At 66.9% G+C, this 21206-nt stretch carries 16 protein-coding genes; 11 read left to right on the plus strand and 5 right to left on the minus strand.

Going from position 1 to position 21206, the window contains the following annotated elements; translation table 11 throughout:
- Positions 1–16 precede the first annotated feature (16 nt).
- From ACX80I_RS12190 to ACX80I_RS12200, 3 genes are all read left to right on the plus strand, one after another.
- Complete coding sequence (locus tag ACX80I_RS12190; protein ID WP_459345385.1) at positions 17–1489, plus strand: S10 family peptidase; 1473 nt, start codon at positions 17–19, stop codon at positions 1487–1489.
- Positions 1490–1552: 63 nt separating this feature from the next.
- Positions 1553–1675: a hypothetical protein gene (locus ACX80I_RS12195; protein ID WP_459345386.1), complete on the plus strand. Its 123-nt coding sequence runs from the start codon at positions 1553–1555 to the stop codon at positions 1673–1675.
- A 26-nt stretch (positions 1676–1701) separates the two neighbouring features.
- Positions 1702–3477, plus strand: a complete 1776-nt coding sequence (locus ACX80I_RS12200; RefSeq protein WP_459345387.1) for a glycoside hydrolase family 15 protein — start codon at positions 1702–1704, stop codon at positions 3475–3477.
- 3 nt (positions 3478–3480) lie between these two features.
- Here ACX80I_RS12200 and ACX80I_RS12205 read toward each other — a convergent pair whose 3' ends face one another.
- Positions 3481–3981, minus strand: coding sequence for a DUF456 domain-containing protein (locus ACX80I_RS12205; protein WP_459345388.1), 501 nt, complete (start codon positions 3979–3981; stop codon positions 3481–3483).
- A 127-nt stretch (positions 3982–4108) separates the two neighbouring features.
- On the opposite strand from ACX80I_RS12205, the gene ACX80I_RS12210 reads away from it, so the two are divergent.
- Positions 4109–5152 (plus strand): YrzE family protein, encoded by a 1044-nt coding sequence (locus ACX80I_RS12210; protein WP_459345389.1) that lies wholly within the window; start codon positions 4109–4111, stop codon positions 5150–5152.
- A 78-nt stretch (positions 5153–5230) separates the two neighbouring features.
- Here the strand turns inward: ACX80I_RS12210 and ACX80I_RS12215 are convergent, their stop codons facing one another.
- The gene (locus ACX80I_RS12215) at positions 5231–6148 is read right to left on the minus strand and encodes an SDR family oxidoreductase (RefSeq protein ID WP_459345390.1); all 918 of its coding nucleotides are present in this window, start codon (positions 6146–6148) and stop codon (positions 5231–5233) included.
- A 375-nt stretch (positions 6149–6523) separates the two neighbouring features.
- Positions 6524–8827: a beta-galactosidase gene (locus ACX80I_RS12220; protein WP_459345391.1), complete on the minus strand. Its 2304-nt coding sequence runs from the start codon at positions 8825–8827 to the stop codon at positions 6524–6526.
- Between the two features lie 342 nt (positions 8828–9169).
- Here ACX80I_RS12220 and ACX80I_RS12225 point away from each other — a divergent pair, with 342 nt between their 5' ends.
- Genes ACX80I_RS12225 through ACX80I_RS12235 form a run of 3 tightly spaced genes read left to right on the plus strand, consistent with a single transcriptional unit; the run spans position 9170 to position 12350 of the window.
- Complete coding sequence (locus ACX80I_RS12225; RefSeq protein WP_459345392.1) at positions 9170–10501, plus strand: ABC transporter substrate-binding protein; 1332 nt, start codon at positions 9170–9172, stop codon at positions 10499–10501.
- Positions 10498–11490, plus strand: a complete 993-nt coding sequence (locus ACX80I_RS12230; protein WP_459345393.1) for a carbohydrate ABC transporter permease — start codon at positions 10498–10500, stop codon at positions 11488–11490. The genes ACX80I_RS12225 and ACX80I_RS12230 overlap by 4 nt, the downstream gene beginning before the upstream one ends.
- The gene (locus ACX80I_RS12235) at positions 11484–12350 is read left to right on the plus strand and encodes a carbohydrate ABC transporter permease (protein ID WP_459345394.1); all 867 of its coding nucleotides are present in this window, start codon (positions 11484–11486) and stop codon (positions 12348–12350) included. The genes ACX80I_RS12230 and ACX80I_RS12235 overlap by 7 nt, the downstream gene beginning before the upstream one ends.
- Before the next feature lie 67 nt (positions 12351–12417).
- Here the strand turns inward: ACX80I_RS12235 and ACX80I_RS12240 are convergent, their stop codons facing one another.
- A complete protein-coding gene (locus ACX80I_RS12240) occupies positions 12418–13320 on the minus strand; it encodes a helix-turn-helix domain-containing protein (protein WP_459345395.1) in 903 nt (300 codons plus the stop codon).
- A gap of 52 nt (positions 13321–13372) precedes the next feature.
- Between ACX80I_RS12240 and ACX80I_RS12245 the strand changes: the two genes are divergently transcribed.
- Positions 13373–16666, plus strand: a complete 3294-nt coding sequence (locus ACX80I_RS12245) for a DUF5107 domain-containing protein (RefSeq protein WP_459345396.1) — start codon at positions 13373–13375, stop codon at positions 16664–16666.
- Positions 16663–17973 carry a cellulase-like family protein gene (locus ACX80I_RS12250; protein WP_459345397.1) on the plus strand — a complete coding sequence of 437 codons (1311 nt, stop codon included), beginning with the start codon at positions 16663–16665 and terminating at the stop codon, positions 17971–17973. The genes ACX80I_RS12245 and ACX80I_RS12250 overlap by 4 nt, the downstream gene beginning before the upstream one ends.
- Before the next feature lie 174 nt (positions 17974–18147).
- Here the strand turns inward: ACX80I_RS12250 and ACX80I_RS12255 are convergent, their stop codons facing one another.
- Entirely contained in the window at positions 18148–19161 is a 1014-nt protein-coding gene (locus ACX80I_RS12255) for an excalibur calcium-binding domain-containing protein (protein WP_459345398.1), read from the minus strand.
- Positions 19162–19626: 465 nt separating this feature from the next.
- Here ACX80I_RS12255 and ACX80I_RS12260 point away from each other — a divergent pair, with 465 nt between their 5' ends.
- Complete coding sequence (locus ACX80I_RS12260) at positions 19627–20466, plus strand: SDR family oxidoreductase (protein ID WP_459345399.1); 840 nt, start codon at positions 19627–19629, stop codon at positions 20464–20466.
- Between the two features lie 2 nt (positions 20467–20468).
- The gene (locus ACX80I_RS12265) at positions 20469–21104 is read left to right on the plus strand and encodes a flavin reductase family protein (RefSeq protein WP_459345400.1); all 636 of its coding nucleotides are present in this window, start codon (positions 20469–20471) and stop codon (positions 21102–21104) included.
- The last annotated feature ends 102 nt before the right edge of the window (positions 21105–21206 follow it).

Raw genomic sequence — 21206 nt, forward strand, 5'->3', positions numbered from 1 at the left:
CCGGTAGTCTTCTCGCATGGCTGATGAGACGAAGGACACCGAGAAGGATCCGGGCACCCCGGAGGCGAAGGAGGTGTCGGACGATTTCGCGGTCCGGGAGCACACCTCCCCCTCGGGCCTGAGATACACGACGACGACCGGACGTCTCGTGCTGCGGCGCGAGGAGACGAAGGACGGCAAGGCGGACGGCTTCAAGCCGAAGGCCGAGATCTTCGTCGTCGCCTACACTAAGCAGGATGCCGAGCCCGGCCGGCCCGTGACCTTCGCCTTCAACGGTGGCCCCGGTTCCGCGTCCGTGTGGCTCCACCTGGGCCTGCTGGGGCCGCGCATCGTGGACTCCGGCGACGTCGGGACCATGACACCGGCACCCTTCGGGCTCGTCGACAACCCCGACAGCCTGCTCGAGTCGAGCGACCTCGTCCTGATCGATCCGGTGAACACCGGATTCTCCCGTGTGGTCGAGGGTGAGAAGGCGGACGAGTTCCACGCGTTCGTGCAGGATCGGGACCTCGTGGCGGAGGTCGTCCGGCTCTGGACGACGCGCAACAACCGCTGGCTCTCCCCCAAGTACCTGGTCGGGGAGTCCTACGGGACCCTGCGGGCCGTGGCGGTGGCCGGGCGGCTCTTCGATGCGTACGGCATGGCGGTCAACGGTCTGGGCCTCATCTCGACGGTGCTCAACATGTCCACCCTGCGCTTCTTCCCCGGGAGCGACCTCCCCTACGCGCTGCACCTGCCCACCTACGCCGCCATCGCGCACTACCACGGCCGGCACGGCGACCGGGAGCTCTCCGACGTGGTCCGCGAGGCCGAGGAGTACGCGGCCCGGGACTTCGGCTACGCCCTGACGCAGGGCACGCGGCTGACGCCGGAGGAGTACGACGAGGCCGTCGCGCGCCTGCACGTCATCACCACCCTCGACGAGGGCTTCATCCGCCGCACGAACCTCCGCTGGGCGTACCACGAGTTCGCCGCGGAGCTCCTGCGGTCCGAGGGCCTGTCCGTCGGCCGCATCGACGGGCGGTTCACCGCACGGCCCGAGAACCTGCAGTCGTCCGACTCCTTCGACGACCCGAGCATGCGGGCCATCACGGGGCCCTACTCGGCCGCCATGAACCACTACGTCCGGGCCGAGCTCGGCTACGAGAACGACCTCCCCTACGAGATCCTGACCGCCCGCGTGCAGCCCTGGAGCTACAGGACCTTCGAGGGTGCGCCCGTGGACGTCTCGGGCGTCCTCGAGCGGCTCCTCGCCCACAACCCCACGCTGCGGGTCCACGTGGACTACGGCTACCACGACGGCGCGACGCCGCACTTCGCCGCCGAGTATGTGTGGGCCCACATGAACCTCGACGAGGCCGCGCGCGCCCGGTTCACCCACCACTACCACGAGGCCGGGCACATGATGTACCTCAACCCCGTAGCACGGGATGCCCAGCTCCGGGCGCTGCGGGCCTTCATCACCGAGGGGCAGACGGGCCAGGGATAGTAAGTAGGATGATGATAACGACCGCGACAGCCGACGCCGGTCACCGATCTTAAGGACATCACCATGCTGAAGAGGATCATCTGGGCCCTGGTGCCCATCGTCGCGTCCCGCGTGCTGAACAAGCGCCGTCCCACCCAGCAGCCGCGGGCCAACAAGACGCGATACAAGGGAACGTACGGCAGGTAGCACCTGCGGGCGGCGCGGAAAGGGGCTTGGTCATCGCACTGCGTGACGAGGACGGCTTCGCCGACATCCGCTCCTACGCCGCGATCGGCGACGGGCGCACCGTAGCCCTGGTGTCGCTCGACGGCTCCATCGACTGGTATCCAACGCCGGACCTCGATTCCACACCGGCCTTCGCCCGCCTGCTCGATGCGGGCGAAGGCTTCCTGGCCCTGGCGCCTACGGCGGAGTTCACGGTGGAACGACGCTACGCGGACGGTTCGAACGTCCTCGAGACGACCTACACCACCGCGACCGGCACTGTCCGCGTCACCGACTCGCTGAACACCGGCGTGGCCGGCAGGCTGCCCTGGGGCGAGCTCGCCCGCCGGGTCGACGGGCTGGCCGGACAGGTGGAGATGGCGTGGAGCGTCACACCGGGCACCTGCTTCGGCTCCGCCTCGCCTTGGCTCGACCACGGGCCGGAGCACCCCGTCCTCCGCATCGATGCGGTCGGTCTCGGTGTCCTCGGCATCGACCACGGCCTGAAGACACCGGAGGGCCGATCGGTCGAGGGAGCCTTCACGACCTCGGCCGGATCGCGGCACCTCGTCGCGGTGGTCTCCACGCATGGCGAGCCGCTGCCGCTCCCCGACCCGCGGACCATCGACGACGGCGTGGACCGCACCATCCGCAACTGGCAGGCCTGGTCGGACAACTTCGCGTACGACGGCGATTACCGGCACGCCGTACTGCGCAGCGCCCTCACCCTGAAACTGCTGCTGCACAGCCCGTCCGGCTCGATCGCGGCCGCCGCGACGACCTCCCTGCCGGAAAGCGCAGCCGGTGGCAAGAACTGGGACTACCGCTATGCGTGGGTGCGGGACACCGCCTACACACTGCATTCCCTGACCCGCGCAGGGCTCCGCGAGGAGGTGCATGCTGCCGCGTCCTGGATGCTCAAGAACCTCCGGTCCCAGGGCTCCGACCTTCAGGTGTTCACCCGCCTGAACGGCAGCGTCCCCGAGGGTACCCGTCGCCCGGACGCCACGGGCTGGCGCAACAATGGTCCCGTGGTCGACGGGAATCCAGCGGCAGGGCAGTTGCAGCTGGGCGTCTTCGGCGACGTGTTCGACATCGTCTGGCAGTACGTCCAGGCCGGTCATGTGCTCGATCCTGCGACCATGCGGCAGCTCGCCGACCTCGCGGACCTCACCTGCGATATCTGGCAGCGCCGCGACGCCGGCATGTGGGAACTGCCGGAGGAACAGCACTACGTCACGTCGAAGCTCGGCTGCTGGAACGCACTGCGCTGCGCCGTGCTGCTCGCGGAGCACGGACAGTTGCAGGGTCCGGTGCAGCGATGGTCCGCGGAGCGCGACCGCATCCGGGACTGGGTGCACGAGCACGGCTGGTCGGAGGAGCGGCAGAGCTACATCTGGTATCCCGGGACCACGGAGCTGGATGCCTCGATCCTCCTGCATGCGATCAGCGGCTTCGACACGGGTCCACGCATGTCGTCCACCATCGACGCCCTGCGCGAGGAACTCGGTGCGGGCCCGCTGCTCTACCGGTACAGCGGCATGCGGGACGAGGAGGCGACCTTCGTGGCCTGCGCCTACTGGGCGGTATCGGCGCTCGTTGCCGTCGGCCGCCGCGACGAGGCGGTGGACCTCATGGAAGAGCTCCTGCCGCTCGCGAACGACGTCGGCATCATGTCGGAGATGATCGAGCCCTCCGACAACTCCTTCATGGGCAACGTCCCCCAGGGACTGAGCCATCTCGCACTGATCGTGGCGGCCCTGTCCATCTCGGGCAAATCCTGAGCGTCACCTCGTCGCGAAGTAGATCCAGACGCCGATGACCCAGGTGGTCCCGGCGAGGCAGGCGAGGCCCAGTTCGGCGAGGATACCGAGCCCCGTCGCCTTCAGCGCGTGCAGGCTCGACGTGAGCGCCGCCCCGGCGTCGCGCTGCCGGACGTACTCGCTGGCGAACAATCCGAGGGCGAACCCGACGAACAGGCCGACGACCGGGATCACGAACATGCCGACGATCCCGGCCAGGACCCCGATGGTCACGGACCTGCCCGGGATGGAACGTCGCCTGAGGGTCCGACCGGTGAGGACGAGGCCGGCGGCGAGACCGGCCCCGGCGAACACCGTGCCGATGGCGAACACCGCCCAGCCTTCGGTGCTCGTCACCGTGAGCGCCCATGCGAGGAGCGACACGATGATCAGGATGCTCCCCGGCAGGACCGGGACCACCACTCCCGCGATACCGACGGCGATCAGCGCCCCGCAGACGACCGTCATGAAAACCTGTAGATCCATGGCCCCAGTCTTGCATCCCGTACGCGGCACGCAGCTGGCACCGACCCGATCGATGAACGCCGTGGAATACTGGAGGAAATACTAAGGCGACTTAGGGAGCCTTCGGGCCCTGACATCAGGAGGACCAATGAGTACACCAGGAACAGGGAACGCGGACGGTGACCGCCGGGCGGGGGCCCGGCGCGCCGACGGTCCCGACAACCCCACGGAACTGATCGACACCGGACGGTCGGGCTCGGGCGCCAGCAGTGCCGGGCCTGCCGGCACCCCTGCAGACGGTCACGGGACCGGCGCGACCCGGGCCGGCGCCCGCGACAGCGGGAGCGACTACGTGCCCGGCGCCTACTCGCCCGAGGACGACACCAGCGGCGACTACGTCCCGGGCATGTACTCGGACACCTCGGACAGCACTCCGACCCGCGCGTACACCCCGGCGCCGATCTCGGCGTCGCGCGATGCCTCGTCCCGCACCGAGGACACGACACCCCCGACGCAGGTCGTCCCGGTGACGTCCACCAAGCGGTCCGCCCGCGCCGACGACCGCGGCCGCGAGCGCGACCTGCCCCGTACTGCCACTGCGGGATCCGGGGTGCCGAGCCTCGAGGACCGCAAGCTGCTCCACCGACGCGAGAAGGAGCACTTCGGTGGCATGAAGTTCGGCTCGGCGTTCTTCGGCTGGCTCACTGCGACCGGCGTGTTCGTCCTCCTGTCGGCCCTCGTCGGCGCACTGGCCGCGCTCTTCGGAGTCGGCGCCGACCTCTCCCCCGCGGACGTGAGGATCGGATCGGGTGAAGCGCAGACCGCGGGCCTGACGGCCGCCGTGATCTTCGGTGTCATCCTCCTGCTCTCCTACTTCGCCGGCGGGTATGTCGCAGGACGCATGGCGCGTTTCAGCGGCGTGAAGCAGGGCGTCGCGGTCTGGCTCTGGGCCGTCATCGTCGCCGTCGTGCTCGCCATCATCGGCTTCATCGTCGGTAACCAGGCGAACATCACCGATCGGTTCCAGAACCTCGGCGTCCCCTCCGCCCAGGAGCTCACGGGACCCGGACTCATCACCCTGCTCGTGGTCGCCGCCGTCGCACTTCTCGGCGCGATCCTGGGTGGTCTCGCCGGGATGCGCTACCACCGGAAGATCGACCGCGCCGATTTCGACGCCCTCGACGCCGAGTAGCACGCCCACCGGCAGGACCAAACGGAACAGCCCCGGACTCGAGTCCGGGGCTGTTCCGTCGTTCGGATGCTGCGCGGCTCAGGGCGACGGCATCCCGCCGTTGACGTTGAGGGTCTCGCCGATCACGTAGCTGGACTCCGCCGAGGCGAGGAACACGTAGGCCGGTGCGAGCTCGGTGGGCTGGCCGGCGCGGCCGAGCGGGGTGCTCTTGCCGAACTCGGGCAGCGCGTCCTTCGGCTGACCGCCCGAGGGCTGCAGCGGCGTCCAGATGGGACCGGGCGCCACCGCGTTCACGCGGATTCCCTTGGGAGCCAGCTGCTGCCCCAGGCCCTTCGTGAAGTTGTTGATCGCGGCCTTCGTGCTGGCGTAGTCCACGAGAGTGGGCGAGGGCTCGTATGCCTGGATCGAGGTGCTGTTGATGATCGTCGAACCGGGCCCGAGGTGCTTGAGCGCCTCCTTGGTCACGCGGAAGAACGAGTAGATGTTCGTCTTGTACGTGTGGTCCAGCTGCTCGTCGCTGAGTTCCTCGAGGGACTCCACGGCCACCTGCTTGCCGGCATTGTTGACGAGGATGTCCAGGCCACCGAGTCCCTCGACGGCCTGCTGCACGAGGGACACGCAGTAGTCGGCGTCCTTGAGGTCTCCGGGGAGGCAGACGGCCTTCTGGCCCTCCGCCTCGATGAGGCCCTTGATCACCTGGGCGTCCTCCTCCTCCTCGGGGAGGTAGGACAGGGCGACATCGGCGCCCTCACGTGCGTAGGCGATGGCGACGGCGGCACCAATGCCAGAGTCGGACCCGGTGATGAGCGCCTTGCGGCCCTGCAACCGGCCGGTCCCGCGGTAGGAGGTCTCGCCGCGGTCGGCCTTGATCTCCATGTCGGCGTCGAGTCCGGGCTCCGGCGTGTGCTCGGCCGGGGGCGTGATGCTCTCGAACCGGGTCACCGGATTCTGGAAGGTGTACTGGTCGGTGGATCCTGAGGTGCTGTCGGAGGTCATAGGTGTTCTCCCTGTACAGAATGCGTGTCCTGCGCCGCGTCGGCGCTGTGGGCTTGTCGACTGGCCGCTGAAGCTAAGCCTACTTATCACCCTAGGTGCGTCGGGAAGACCGGACAAGGCCGACAGGAAGCCCGGACGGGCGGTGGCGCGGGGTGCCGTCGACGCCTACAGGCGCACCGATACCCGCCCGGATGCCGCGGCCCGACGGCGCTCGATCAGAAGACGACCGAGAAGAAACCCGCGCCGACGCTGAGGATCATGGCCGCGACGACGAGCCAGACGATCGGGGTACGGAGCTTGCGCATGGTGTCCATAGTGGGCCCAGTCTAATCGCCGCGTCGTCGAGGCGCCCGCGTGCGGGGTGCTGGATCAGGCTCAGGGCGCGCCGCGACCACCCGATCCGGTCACACTGCCCGGAGACTCCACCCAGTGGTGCCAAGTCACCAGGTCGGCAGAAGGTGCGTCGTACTGCTGATCCTGCCGGGAGAGGATCGCCCGTGCTTCTGCCGGCAGGTTCACGGAGTGTCCGCGGTGCAGGGGCAGCACGGTCAGGACAAGTTCATCGGCGGCACCTGCGTTCAGGGCGTCAAGGTCGACGATCCACGGTGAGCCGTCCCAGAAGCGGTCGGCGACCACCCTGGTGCCGACCGTCAGTTGTGCAATGTCTCCTGTCCAGTCGATCTCCAGTTCGCGTCGTCCGCGCCCCGCGCCCTGCCCGTGGGGGACCTCGATCCTGTAGGAGGCCGCCGATCTCCGGATGTCCTCCTGGCTGGGAGCACTCGCCCGCCCTCCCGATTCGCCATAGCTCGTCGGCACCTGGCCGGCCGACCGGAGGAGCGTGATTGGAAGCCGGTGCCGGCCGGCAGGGCTGTGCGGAGGTGGAACCAGCACGGGCACGAAGGCATGGGCTGATGGTTGATAGCGGTGGATGTCCGGTTCCGGTGCTGTCGAGCGCCCGTGCAGTACCCCGTCCACCTCGAGCCAGTCCGGGTCGTCCGACAGCACCAGTTGCCGCTTCCCGCCATCGCCGAGTACCCAGACCCGGTCCGCGTCCGCTGCCGGCAGCACGACGACGTCGATGTGCGTCGTCGGCGTGGAGCACCGGTACACCTGCATCCGGGTGACGGCTCCCGGTCCGGTCGATGCGTCGCTCCCGCTGTCTCCGTAGGGAGTGACGGTGACGCCGTCGGCCCACTTCCACGTCAGCGGGATGTCGTGCTCGGCCGTGAGAACGAGGACGGTGATCATGCCGTCCTGCAGGGTGGTCAGAGGCGAAGCGGTGGCCCATTCGAGCCCGACGCCGTCCAGGACCAGACCCAGGGGCCAGTGTGCGAGGGTTCCGGAGGGGATCGCGACAGGGTCGAGGGGGAAAAGCGTGCGCGTGTCACGCAGTGTCACGTCGAACCGGGCGTCCTCATAGGTGTCCAGCGGGACGTGGGGCTGATGCCACGTGATGAAGAGGAAGGCACTTCGCCCGTTGCTGCGTAGCGCCCACCGGAGCGTCGTGACGTCGTCGACGCCGGTCGGTCCCCGCGGCGGGAGCTTCGACTCCATGGGACCCAGCGACGCGCCGAAAGCAGCCAGGAAAGCATGCTGGCGCCGCAGCAGGGCATGGCTCGGGTTCAGCCGCCCCGAGGAGCCGATAGGAGCATGGAAGTCGTAGTCGTACCGGGGCAGATCGTTCGGATAGCCGGTGTCGTGGGATTCCTGCAGCCCGGTCGTGTAGGAGTGGTCCGCGCTGGAGGGGTTGATCCCTCCGGTGTACATGTAATAGCCCTGCCACGCGGAGCCGCTGCCGATCTTGTTGTGGGCGACGGCGGCGATGTCGTGCCCGCTGGGACGTGGCCGCCGGTGGTAGGCGGTGGCCATCCCCCCGCCCAGCTCGCAGGTTGCGGGCGGGTAGGGGTTCTGCACCGATGACCTGGGGCGGGGAGCGGTACGGAGGTCCGCGCCGATGCCGGGGTCGTCCCACTCGTGGGAGAAGAAGAAGTGCGCGCGGAAGCTCGGGTCCCACGGTTCATCCGCGTCGACCCAGAAGCCGTCCCCATACCCCCCGAACAGGGGGACGACGTCCTCGAGGGGCAGGTCCGCGCTGCCCCACGCCGTGGCCGTGTAGAAGGGGGCGGTGATCCCGCTGTCGACCGCCAGCCGCTTGAGCGTGCGGAGGTGGCCGGGCTGGTCATACAGCTCGTTCTCGAGTTGGACGGCGAGCACGGGGCCATCGGGCCCGCAGAAGGGTGCGACCTGCGATCCGAGCTGACGCAGCCACGGTTCGACCAGTGCCAGGTAGGCAGGATCGTCGGTACGGTGCCGCACCGGGGCGCTCTGGACCCAGTCGGGAAACCCTCCGTTGCGCACCTCTCCGTGACACCACGGGCCGATCCGTACGACGACGGCCAGACCGAGTTCCGCGCACAGGTCGATGAAGGCTGCAATGTCGAGCCTGCCACCGAAGGACACGGCACCGGGGTGGGGCTCGTGGTGGATCCAGAACGCATAGGTCGCCACGACCGTGATTCCGCCGGCCTTCATGAGGTTGAGGCGGTCCCGCCACTGGTTCCGGGGGACGCGGCTGTAATGCATCTCTCCGGACACCGGGATCACCGGAAGCCCGTCGCGCTCCATGGACCACGGCGTCATCCGATACCGGGACGGCCCACTGACGGGAGGCTGCGGCATCCCTGTTGTCCGCGTGGATCGTCCATCGATCGTCAGGAGTGCGGCGTGCGCATCGGGGATCATCGGGACCGGCTTCCCGCCGGTCCCTCGACCGGCTTTCGTTCGTCGCGCATCCTACGGAACCCAGCGTACGGGGAGCTGTAGGGGATTCTTCGCCACCAGCGCCGGCTTTCGACGCCACCCGAAACAGGATGCAGGCAGATCCCGCGGCGCGCGGCCCATGTGCAGGATCATCCATATTGACGGCTCATATCCCTATGTCACGCGAATGCTTCCGCACCTAGATTTGGCGCATCGGACCCGAAAGAGTCCACCCCGTCCTGCAGTGCAAAGGAGCATGTAATGTTCGGCAACCACTTCTCGGGCCGCCGGTCGGCGTTGGCCGCCTCGGTGATCATCGTCCTCGCCGGCGGACTCACAGCGTGCAGCGGCTCTGGCGGGACCACCGCCCCTGCAGCGCAGGAAGGGCCGGTGGACATCACCTTCCAGTCCTGGGTCCCCAACATCGATCAGGCCGTAGACGCCTACAACGCTTCACAGGACGACGTGAACGTCACCCTGGAAACCATCACGGCCGGGCCCGACGGCGGATACGCCAAGATGCTCTCGGCAGTACAGGCAGGCAATCCTGCCGACGTCGCCCAGCTCGGCTACGACGCCATCCCGGACTTCCTCGTCAATGACGCGCTGGAGGACATCACCGAATACGTCGGCGACCAGGAAGACAAGTTCGTCCCCTGGCAGTGGGAGACAGGAGTCTTCAACGACAGCGTCTACGCCGTTCCCCAGGCCAGCGGACCCCTCGGCCAGTTCTACCGCAAGGACATCTTCGACTCCCTCGGCATCGCGTACCCGACGACCTGGGACGAGTACTACGAAGCCGCCAAGAAGATCCGGGCCTCCGACCCCAACCGCTACATCACGGCCTTCGCCTTCAACCAGGCACCGTGGCTGATCGGCCTGTCCCAGCAGGGCGGCGGTAACTGGTTCGCCCCCGAGAACGACGCATGGACCGTCACCATCAACGACGACGAGACGCTGAAGGTCGCCGAGTTCTGGCAGAAGATGATCGACGAGGACCTCGTGAAGATCGAAGCGGACTTCTCGAGCGAATGGAACGCCGACATCCAGAACGGGAACGTCACGTCCTGGATCTCCGGGTCCTGGGCCGACGCCATCCTGCGCGGCACCGCCCCGGATACCGCCGGGCAGTGGGCCGTCGGTGCCATGCCGCAGTGGGAAGCCGGCGAGGACGTCTCGGCAACATGGGCCGGTGGATCAGCCAGCGCGGTCCTGAAGGGATCGGACCATCCCAGGGAAGCCGCCGAATTCGCGGCGTGGCTGAACTCCGATCCGGAGAGTGTCAGCATCCTGACCAGTGTCGGCGCCGGTTGGCCGGCCCTTGCGAACACCAGCTCCATCGCATCTCTGCAGGACGACCCCGAAGTCTTCGCTTTCTACGGCGGCCAGGACATCTGGGACGTATTCTCCGAGTCGGACAAGAACGTCGACAACACCTGGAAGTGGCCTCCCCTCTCCTCGACGCTCTTCGCCTCCCTCAGTGACAACGTCAAGACAGCGGTCGAAGGCGGGACGCCCCTGCCGGATGCCTACAACAAGACCCAAGAGGACATGAGCGCAGCGCTCAAGGACAAGGGAATCGCAGTCAATTGAGCCAGACCCGAGCGGCGGGGCGCGTTACGCGTCCCGCCCCTGCCCCAGCACCCCGGGGATCCGGCCCCACCCCGCGTCCGCCGGCATCGACCGCCACGCCGCGTCGGCACTCGAAAGTCGCGCTCCTGGTCATGGTGGCGCCCTTCGCGGTCATGTTCACGGCGTTCTTCATCGCCCCGATCGTGTATGCGATCAATGACAGCCTCTTCTCCACCAAGGCGTCCGGGCTCGGGTTCGGTGCACCCGAGAAGACCTTCGTCCTCTTCGAGAACTACGCCACGGCCCTCGGCAACCCGTCCTTCATCGAAAGCCTCGGACGGCTTCTGGCGTTTGCCGCCATCGAAGTACCCCTCATGGTCGTGACGGCTGTGGGGCTGGCATTGCTCATCGATTCGGCCGGCGCACGGTTCCCCCGGATCTTCCGGGTCGTCTTCTTCATCCCGTACGGGGTTCCCGGTGTGATCGCGGCCCTGCTCTGGGGCTTCCTCTACATCCCTGCGACGAGCCCGATCCTGCAGGCCCTGTCGTCCATGGGAATCACCCTAAATCCTCTGAGCGCGGACAGCATCCTGTTCGCCATCGCCAACATCGCGCTCTGGGGCTTCGCCGGCTACAACATGTTCATCCTAATCGCCGCCTTGAACGCCATCCCGTCAGAGCTCTTCGAAGCCGCGAAGATCGACGGCGCCTCCGAGTGGTCGATCACCTGGCGCATCAAACTCCCGCTCGTGCGCCCGTCCGTCATCCTCGTCACCGTCTTCACCATCATCGGCACCTTGCAACTGTTCGTCGAACCTCTTGTCCTCAGGCCGCTGACCACGGCGATCAGTTCCGACTACACGCCGAACCTCGCCGCCTACAATCAGGCCTTCTCCCAAGGTAATCCGAATCTGGCCGCGGCCATGGCCGTCATCGTCGCGCTGCTCGGCTTCGCCTTCTCCTTCGGCTTCCTCAGACTCGTGAACCGCAAAGGAGAAAGCGCATGGTGAACCGGACCCGATCCATTCGGCAACCCCTGACCAGCACCGTCGTGGTCAACGGCGTTCTCGTCATCGCCGCCCTATATTTCCTGCTGCCCATCCTCTGGGTCCTCGTAGCGGCCACCAAGAACCCGGGAGAGCTGTTCAGCAGCTTCGGCCTGTGGTTCACCGATTCACCGCAGGCATGGCTGAACCTCACCAACGTCTTCACCCAGGACGGCGGGATCTTCACCTCCTGGATCCTGAACAGCATCCTGTACTCCGCCGTGGGAGCCCTCGCCGCGACGATCCTGTCTGCAGCGTGTGGCTACGCAATAGCCAAGTTCCCCTTCAAGGGTCGGGAGCTGCTGTTCTCGATCATCCTGGGAGGGGTCCTCGTGCCCGCGACGGTCATCGCACTTCCCCTCTACTTCCTCCTGAACGCCGTCGACCTCACCGGCACGTACTGGTCCGTGCTCCTGCCGAGCATGGTCAGCCCCTTCGGCGTGTATCTCGCACGCATCCACGCGAATGCCGCGGTACCGGACGAGATCATCGAAGCAGCCCGCATCGACGGCGCCGGGGACCTCCGTATCTTCGGAGCCATCGCGGCCCGCATGATGACCCCGGCGCTGGTGACCATCTTCCTGTTCCAGTTCGTCACCATCTGGAACAATTACCTGCTGCCCCTGGTCATGCTCAATGAGACGAAGACGTTCCCGCTCACCCTCGGGCTGACCCTGTGGAATTCGCAGACCCAGCGGGACCCGATGTTCTACCAGCTCGTCGTCACCGGATCCGCGCTCTCCGCCGTCCTGCTGGTGGCACTCATGATCGGATTGCAGCGTTTCTGGAGAGCCGACCTGACCGCAGGGGCCACCAAGGGTTGAGCGTTGTCCACTGCAGGATCAGGCGCTGGAACCTTCGACGAGCACCTGCGACCCCGATGACGGCCGATCAGCCCTTGCGCTCAGCCCGATAGGCGCTCGGGCTCAGGCCGTGCACCCGCCGGAACTGCCGTGAGAAGTAGAACTGGTCATCCATCCCGATTTCCTGCCCGACCTGGGCGACGGAGAGATTCGTCGTGTCCAGCAGTCGCCGGGCCCGTGCCATCTTCAACGCTACGTGGTGGGCGAGGACCCCTCCCCCGGTGGCCTCGCGGAACAGTTTGCTCAACTGGGAGGATGACACACCGACGAGTGCTGCCAGGTGGGGTACGCGGATCGTCCCGTCGATGCGTTCCTCGAGGAACCGCATCGCCTGCTCGAGGGGTGCTCCCTGTTCCGGCGACCGGCGGTCGACCGCCAGGGACGTGAGAAGGCGCCACGCCATGCCCGCTGTCGCCACGAGACGGGCGGGCGACTGGTCCCGTTCGAGCGCAGTGATGATCTCGTCCAGGATGGCGGTCAGCCGATCAACGGCCATCAACCCGATGAGCGGCCTGTCATCACTGATCCCGGCCTCGCCGATGAGCTCCGCCACATCCGTTCCCCTGACGTGACACCACCAGATCGTCCATGGATCTCCCGGTGCCGCCCCGTAGGCGTGAGGTGTTCCCGTGTTTCCGGGAAGCACCACCGCGGTCGCCTTCTCGACCCGCGCACGGACCCCGCCGAGCTCGACCCATCCACTGCCCGCTACGCACAGCATGATGATCGTCTCCGGGGCACCCCTGTCGCGACGACGTCCATGACCTGCAGCCAGTGGAAAGAACCCCGCATCGGTCACCACCATCCGGCGGGTCACCGGGCGGCTGAGCGCCTCCCTGACGAGCGGCCGAGGAACCACGACCAGGCGCTGGTCGTCGAATCCGGTCGCCCGCTCACTGATAGCTTCACGTGTATCGGATCGTCCATGCATGCCTCATTATGTGCCATGGTGGACCTGGCCGGACGTTCATAGGGTTGCTTCTGTGAGCCACGCCGATGACGCCAAGAGTTCCATCACCCTTCCCCCGGCCCCGACGGACCAGCAGGCACTGCTCGACGAAGGCGGCGTCGCCTGCTGGAGTGAAGCGGTATCCATCGACACGTATGCGCCCGAGGAACCGGACGAGTATCCGATGTTCCTGGACCGCCGTGTCTATCAGGGCTCGAGTGGACGGGTCTATCCCATCCCCTTCACCGACCGCATCTCCACCACGAAGCAGCCCCGCCTCTGGCAGGCCGTGCACCTCGAGAACCAGTGGATCCGGCTGATGATCCTGCCCGAACTCGGCGGGCGGATCCACATCGGCTACGACAAGACCAACGGATACGACTTCTTCTACCGCAACAACGTCATCAAGCCGGCCCTCGTGGGACTGGCGGGGCCATGGATCTCCGGAGGGGTCGAGTTCAACTGGCCGCAGCACCACCGCCCAGGGACCTACCTGCCGGTCGAAACCACGATCGAACGATCCGAGGACGGGTCCGCGACTGTCTGGCAGGGCGATCTCGACCCACTGCAGCGCATGCGGGGAACCCACGGCGTCAGGATCCGCCCGGACAGCTCCGTCATAGAAGTGGCCGTCCGTCTGTACAACCGCACCGACGAGCCACAGACATTCCTGTGGTGGGCGAACGTCGCAGCTCACGTCCATGAGGACTACCAATCGATCTTCCCCACCGATGTCGGCTACGTAGCCGACCATGCACGCAGGGCCATCACGGCTTTCCCTCGCGCGGACAGGCCCTACTACGGCGTCGACTACCCGGCCCGCGTCACCGCCTCACAGCCGGATGCTGACCGTCTCGACTTCTACAGCAACGTCCCCGTCCCCACCTCCTACATGATCACCGACACCGAGGACTCCTTCTTCGGCGGGTACGACCATCGGGCGGCAGCCGGCTTCATCCACTGGGCGGACCGGTCGATCGCTCCGGGCAAGAAGCAGTGGACCTGGGGTAACGGCCCCGTCGGTCACGCCTGGGACCGCCTCCTCACCGACTCGGACGGGCCCTACGTCGAACTCATGGCCGGTGTCTTCACCGACAACCAGCCGGACTTCAGCTACCTCGCGCCCGGTGAGACGCGCACCTTCAGTCAGTTCTGGTACCCCGTCCAAGCCATCGGTCCGGCCCATCAGGCCACTCGGGACCTGGCTGTCTCCCTCCACCACGACGAGGATGCTTCGATCGTCACGGTCGGGGTGGCAAGCGCCAAGGTACTCGGCAACGCCCGCATCGTCCTTCGCCAGGGCAGCACGATCCTGTGGGAGACCAGCACCGCCCTTGCCCCGGCCACGCCCTTCACGGCGACTGTGCCGGTTGACGGTTCGGCCTCCGACCGCATCACGGTGCAGGTCCTGCAGGATGGTTCCGAGCGGATCGCGTGGACCGAGCCCGCGGGTGGCCCCGACGCTGTCGAACCATGGGTCGCAACAGAACCCCCGGCACCGGCCGCCATACCGTCGGCCGACGAACTGTACGTGACCGGCACCCACCTCCAGCAGTACCGGCACCCGACACGATCCGCGGCACCGTACTTCCAGGAGGCACTCAACCGGGACCCTGACGATTCCCGGGCCGCCCTAGCCCTGGGGGCCTGGCACCAGCGCCGAGGTGAATACAGCGAAGCCCGGGCGCTCTACCAGCGGGCTCTTGCACGGTTGACGAAACGGAACCTGAACCCACCGACGGGTGAAGCCCACTACCGGCTCGGACTGCTGGCCGAACGGGCCGGGCACCTTGATGAGGCAGCCACCTGCTTCGCGAAAGCGGCGTGGGACAAGGCGTGGGCGCATCCATCACGTCTGGGAGCGGCCCGCATCGCGCTCCGGGTGGGGCAGCCGGCCGAGGCCCTCGATCATGCCCGCGCCGCACAACAGCATGACTTGCTGAGCCCTGCCGCACATCATTCGATGATCGTGGCGTTGCATCGTATGGGGCGGATCGAGGACTCCCGACGCTTTCTCGAGCAGTGCCTTACGGCAGACCCCCTCGACCCCGTCGCGCAGGCCCTTGCAGGCCGGCTGGCGCCCATCGATCCGCGCACCGTCCTCACGGTCGCTTCCGACCTATGGCGGCTCGGCGACAGCAGACGTGCACTGGAACTCACCGCGCATCCGCCATCACCCTCACTGAGTACCTTCGGGAACCAGGAACCACTGCGGCACTACCTGCGAGCATCCTGGTTCGAGACCCTGGGTGATACTGCCGGCGCAGCACTCGAGCGAGCGCAAGCCCGCGAATCGACGACGAAATATGCGTTTCCCTCGGGTCTGGATGAGTACGACGCGCTGGCCGCCGCCATCACCGCAGATCCGACGGACCATGTTGCCCATGCCCTCCGGGGCGCTTGGCTGCTCGACGCCGGACGGACGGACGAAGCCCGCCAGGCCCTTGAACAGGCGACACGTCTCGGGTCGGCAGACCCCGTGGCATGGCGCAATGCGGCCGTCGCGATCATCAACAGCGGTGGGGAAATCACCGATGGCACGCGGTACTTCGACCGGGCACTGGAACTCCGGCCCGGTGACCCCCGGCTCGTCTTCGAACGCGCACTCCTGGCGGCGCTGGCCGACGAGCCCCTCGAGGCACGCCTCCACCACATCGAGCGCCATGGCCCGGGGGTACTCGTCCGCGACGACCTCACCCTCCACTACGTGAACCTGCTGGTGGACGCCGGCCGAACGGACGAAGCGCTGGCAATCATGCACCAACGCACCTTTCAGCCCTTCGAAGGCGGAGAAGGCAAGGCACTCGCAGCCTACGACCGGGCCTCCCTCGCCGTCGCCCGTCGCCTCATCGAGACCGATCCTTCGTCTGCGGTAGGTCTACTCGAAGCAGGGATCAGCGCACCGGCCAACCTCTCCGAGGGACGACACCCCGCCGACAGTCTCGCGGAGCGCTACGTACTGCTGGGAGAAGCACTGGAGGTGCTGGACGACGGGGAAGCAGCATCGGGCGCCTACGCCCAGGGGTGCGGCGGCGTCGACCCCCTGGCCGTCGGGCGCGCCATCGGCACGACCGACTTCTGGCGCGGCGTAGCCTGCTTGAAACTCGGCGATGACGCCGGGGCCACTGACGTCTGGACAAGCCTCGAAGCGCGGGCAGCTGAACTCGAACGCGCTGGATCGCAGGTCGACTACTTCGCCACCTCACTTCCGGAACTGCTGCTCTTCACACGGCATCCCGAAACCGAACAGTTGCTGATGGTGCGCCGACTCAGAGCGCTCGCGGACCGAGGCAGAATTCTCCAGATGAAGGAAGTGAGCGCCCTGTGAGTGACCGATACCTGGGATCAGGCACCCTTGATCCCACCGATTCGGCGTTGACCGGCCCTGTCCCGGAGCATCTGCCGCCCCGGCTCACCATCAGCCTGTGGGACTTCTCCTGGTACACCCGCGCAGAATTAGGCGGACCGTACGAAGACCTCGACGCAGCCTGCGCCGACGCCGCCGCACGGGGCTACAACACCATCCGGATCTGCGCAGCACCGCTACTCCTCTTCGGCGACCTCGGCCTCGACCATCTGGCGAACGCGTTGGAGATCGAAGGCCTCGGGGCAAGGCCGGACGGTGGGTACTTCGGGCAGGGCACGCGGTGGTACGACGCCCCCGGTGGCTACACCATCAACCTGCAGAAGCGTCTGCTGGAGCTGTTCGATGCTGCAGCCCGGCACGGGCTCGTCGTCATCCTCGCCAGCTGGGAGTACCAGCAATCCACGTCGTTCGCCCGATCGGAGGAGTGGTTCCGCGCCATCGACGAGGTCGTCCTCAGCGACCGTTACGCACTCCTTGCGGATGCCTGGGACAGGCTCATCACCGCCCTTACCGCCGCAGGCCATCGGCAGCGGATAGCCCTGGTCGAACTGCACAACGAAGTCGATTTCTCCATCCTGCCCGCCCTCCAGGACGGTGGCAGCGAAGCGGTTCTGCACCTCCGGGAGCTCCACCCCGACCTGCTCATCACCGCGAGTTTTGGGAAGCCCCCGCACCTCACGATGCACGAGCTTCCCGACGGCCTGGGTGCAGCGCAGTTCCACATCTACAGCTATGGAGTGCTCGAAGCCCTGCAGAAGCGGATCGACATCCGGTCCGAGAACACCGCGGACTTTCCCAACCCCGAGCTCAAGGCTCTCCTTCGTCCGGACGCCCCGGCACCCGCCGACTACGGTCGAGCAGCGGAATGGAAGTACGCCGCCACCGTCGTGACCGATCAGATGGTGTACGGGTACGACCTGATCGACACCGAGGCGTGGGACGCCTGGCTGTACAACGAATACGGCACCTACCGGGAGGTCATGCGCCGTGAGATCGAATCACGAGTCATCGCTGTCGCAGGATGGGCCCGATGGCAGCAAGTACCTGCCCTCATCGGGGAAGGCTGGATCGGCTACACACCCCTCCACGGCACCTTCGAGGAAGGGCCCATAGGCCGGGAACTGGCGGAACACGGCATCAGGACTGCCCTCGACCACGGCGTATGGGGGATGGTCCTCGGCTCCAACGCAGCACCGCACCACCCCTTCTGGGCGAACAAAGCGTGGCAGCACCGCATGAACGACTTGATTCGCACGCACCCTGTCTAAGTATTCGGCGTGGTCAGCCTGCTGAAAGTTGACAGTGATCTCAATGGCTAGCGGGGTGAGGTTTCCTGTGAAGACTGCAGCCCGCAGCAATCAGTTGGTCCTCCTGCCCGGGGAGAGTCGAGCACATCGGGTTCGAGAGGGGCCGGCCCGTCAGGACCGACCCCTACCTGTGTGCTACTGCTGTGCCTTGACGGCGCGGTGACGGCCACGGCCCGCACGGATCAAACCGGCACCGAGAGCCAGGAAACCGGCACCGATGCTCCCGGCGATCTTCATGCTGTCGTCGGTGCCCGTGTAGGCAAGCTGCCCTGTGCTGTCAGTGGCTTCGCGGTCATCATTGGTCACGAGGACTCCGACGTTGCCGGCGTTGTTCCCGGCACCCTCGTCGGTTCGGTTTCCTTCGGTATCCAGCTCACAGCCGATACCGTCGCCGTCCCGGTCGAGACCGGCCCGGAAGCCCTCTTCACCCAGGAGTATGGAGCGGCCCAGTACGTCCCGGACCTCGGTGCAGTTCTCGTAATAGACGCCGACCGCTGCATGGTCGAGCACCGGGACAACGTTGTCGGGGGTGTCCACGACGACGACCGATGTAGTGGGCACTTCCACGATTACGGGGACCTCTTCCTCCACAGGCACAACGACGACGGGAGTCTCCTCGACAGGAGCCTGCTCAGTGGGGGTCTCCTCAGCAGGGGTCTCCTCAGCAGGGACTTCTTCCACAGGGGTCTCCTCAGCAGGGGTCTCCTCAGCAGGGACTTCTTCGACAGGGGTCTCCTCTGGGGGAAGCTCGGGGCTCGGGCTCTCAGGAGTCTCCGGGGTAGGGACCGCAGGAGTCTCCGGGGTAGGGATCGCGGGAACTTCTGGAACCTCCGGGATCGGGGTTTCGGGAACCTCGGGCACCTCGGGAACCTCCGGGATGGGAACGACGACGACAGGCGCGGGAACCAACACGTAGGAATAGTGAGAGATGTCCTTCCCGCTGGAGTGGCTGATCGTCACCTGCGACTGGGGGGTAGGCAGAACCACGGTCTCGGGGCCGTCGCCCTGGTTGGAGGAACCGGCCTTGACGCAGTAACTCGCAATGAGCTGTCCCTGCGGGGCAATGACAGTGAGCTCCGGGCCCGCCCCGGTCACGTCCTGCTTGCCGCTCGTACCCTCGTCACACACCTGGTCGACAGGTTCGGCCACCTGGCCCGTTGCGAACGCCGGGGCGACAGAGAACGTGCTGAGACCGGCAGTGACGGCGAGGGCGAGTAGCCCTGTGCGCTTGTGCATTTTTACCTGCTGTTTCTGTTGGTTGAGTTCGGGGAGTTACGCCCGGCGAGAGCAACGTCCAGGAGCTGCGAATGCTGCGGCCACTTTCCAGGTGAATGCAGAAGGCGCGGTCCCCTCGCGCGAAGTGTTCCGTCGTACAAAACTCAACCTATGAACCCGGGGAGGAGGAAACAGGAGTGGCAACTACTCGTAAATCGCCGGACTCATCGGAAAAGCAAGCATTCACTACCCATCAATTGGCTATTGACTACTCGGACAACCAGAAAAAAGTACTCGTCGGACAGGGAGCGGTTGCTTCGGCGATGACCCTCTGCCGCCTGGTCGTCGCCTTCCCGGGCAGGCGGAAATAATCTCCGCCTCCGCGTGGCTGGAAGGGACATGGAGCAGCGCATCGCAGTCACAGGTTCAACCGGCACCGTGGGTGGCCAGGTCGCCCGCACCCTCACAGCGGAAGGGGTGCCGCTGGTCCTGCCGGTCCGGTCGCCGGACCGCGCGCAGCACCTGCCCGAGGCGATCGTGCGTCAGACCACCTACGCGGACTTCGACACGTCCGTGGAGGCACTGGCCGGCGTCGACCTCCTGTTCATGGTGTCGGCCGCCGAGGAAGCGGACCGCGTCGCCACCCACCGCACCTTCATCGATGCGGCGAAGGAAGCGGGTGTCCAGCACATCGTCTACACCTCCTTCCTCGGCGCCGCTTCCGACGCGACGTTCCTCCTCGGGCGCGACCACTGGTACACGGAGGAGCACATCCGCCGGTCCGGCATGGCGTGGACGTTCCTCCGCGACAACCTGTACCTCGATGTCGTGCCCGCCTTCGCCGAAGACGGCGTCATCCACGGACCGGCCGGGAACGGACTGCTGTCCGCCGTCGCCCAGGCCGACGTCGCCCGTTCCGCCGCTGCGGTACTGCGGGCACCCGAGTCGCATGTCGGCACGGCGTACCACCTCACCGGACCGGAAGCCTTCACCCTGGCCGAGGCCGCGGCACTCATCACCGAGCTCACGCCCGCCACCGTCCGGTTCGAGGACGAGACCTACGAGGAGGCCCTCGCGTCCCGCGCCCACCACGGCGCCCCGCGCTGGGAGGTAGAGGCCTGGATCAGCACCTACACGGCCATCGCCCGTGGCGAGATGGCCGAGGTGACACCCGACGTGGAACGCCTCACGGGGCGCCGGCCGCTCAGCCTCCGGGACCTCCTCACGGCGAAGTCCTAGCCATGCGCAGGGACGTCGTGCCGGACCCGGAAGCGAGCCGCGCCTTCTACAGGTTCCTCACCTCCGTCGTCGTCCCGCGCCCCATCGCGTGGGTCTCGTCGACGTCCGCGGACGGGGTGGACAATCTCGCGCCGCATTCGTTCTTCACGGTCGCCTCGGTCAATCCGCCGATCATCCAGTTCACCTCCGTGGGCCGCAAGGATTCCGTCCGCAACATCGAAGCCACGGGCGAGTTCGTGGTCAGCTTCACGCCCGAGGACCTGTTCGAGGCCGTCAATGCCACCGGCACCGACTTCCCGCCCGACGTCAGCGAGTTCGACGCCGTCGGCCTCACCCGGGAGCCCAGCGCCACCGTGCGCCCGCCGCGCGTCCTCGAATCACCCGTAGCCCTCGAGTGCCGGCTGCACCTGATCCAGGACATGGGCGACTGCACGCTCGTCTTCGGCGAGGTGCTGCACGCCGTGGTGTCCGACGACGTGCTCGACGGCGACCTCCCGTCCATCGACGCCCTGAAGCCGCTCTCGAGGCTCGGCAGAAACGAGTGGGGAACCGCGGGCAGGATCCGCACCATCACCCGCATCCCCGTCGGGGAATGGCCGGGCCACTACGATGCACCCGGGGAAGCCGGCTCGCATTGATCGGATGGCCCGGAATCAGGTGCCGCGCAGGGTGCTCCCGTAGAGTGGGGGCATCTGCGGGTTAGCACCCCACCCCGGCTGAGAAGCCTACCGCTACCCCCA

The sequence above is a fragment of the Arthrobacter rhamnosi genome (assembly GCF_054510855.1).

Coding starts and splice junctions, on each gene's coding strand:
- ACX80I_RS12190 (WP_459345385.1), top strand. CDS start 17: ATGGCTGATGAGACGAAGGACACCGAGAAGGATCCGGGCACCCCGGAG.
- ACX80I_RS12195 (WP_459345386.1), top strand. CDS start 1,553: ATGCTGAAGAGGATCATCTGGGCCCTGGTGCCCATCGTCGCGTCCCGC.
- ACX80I_RS12205 (WP_459345388.1), bottom strand. CDS start 3,981: ATGGATCTACAGGTTTTCATGACGGTCGTCTGCGGGGCGCTGATCGCC.
- ACX80I_RS12210 (WP_459345389.1), top strand. CDS start 4,109: ATGAGTACACCAGGAACAGGGAACGCGGACGGTGACCGCCGGGCGGGG.
- ACX80I_RS12215 (WP_459345390.1), bottom strand. CDS start 6,148: ATGACCTCCGACAGCACCTCAGGATCCACCGACCAGTACACCTTCCAG.
- ACX80I_RS12220 (WP_459345391.1), bottom strand. CDS start 8,827: ATGCCGCAGCCTCCCGTCAGTGGGCCGTCCCGGTATCGGATGACGCCG.
- ACX80I_RS12225 (WP_459345392.1), top strand. CDS start 9,170: ATGTTCGGCAACCACTTCTCGGGCCGCCGGTCGGCGTTGGCCGCCTCG.
- ACX80I_RS12235 (WP_459345394.1), top strand. CDS start 11,484: ATGGTGAACCGGACCCGATCCATTCGGCAACCCCTGACCAGCACCGTC.
- ACX80I_RS12240 (WP_459345395.1), bottom strand. CDS start 13,320: ATGCATGGACGATCCGATACACGTGAAGCTATCAGTGAGCGGGCGACC.
- ACX80I_RS12260 (WP_459345399.1), top strand. CDS start 19,627: ATGGAGCAGCGCATCGCAGTCACAGGTTCAACCGGCACCGTGGGTGGC.
- ACX80I_RS12265 (WP_459345400.1), top strand. CDS start 20,469: ATGCGCAGGGACGTCGTGCCGGACCCGGAAGCGAGCCGCGCCTTCTAC.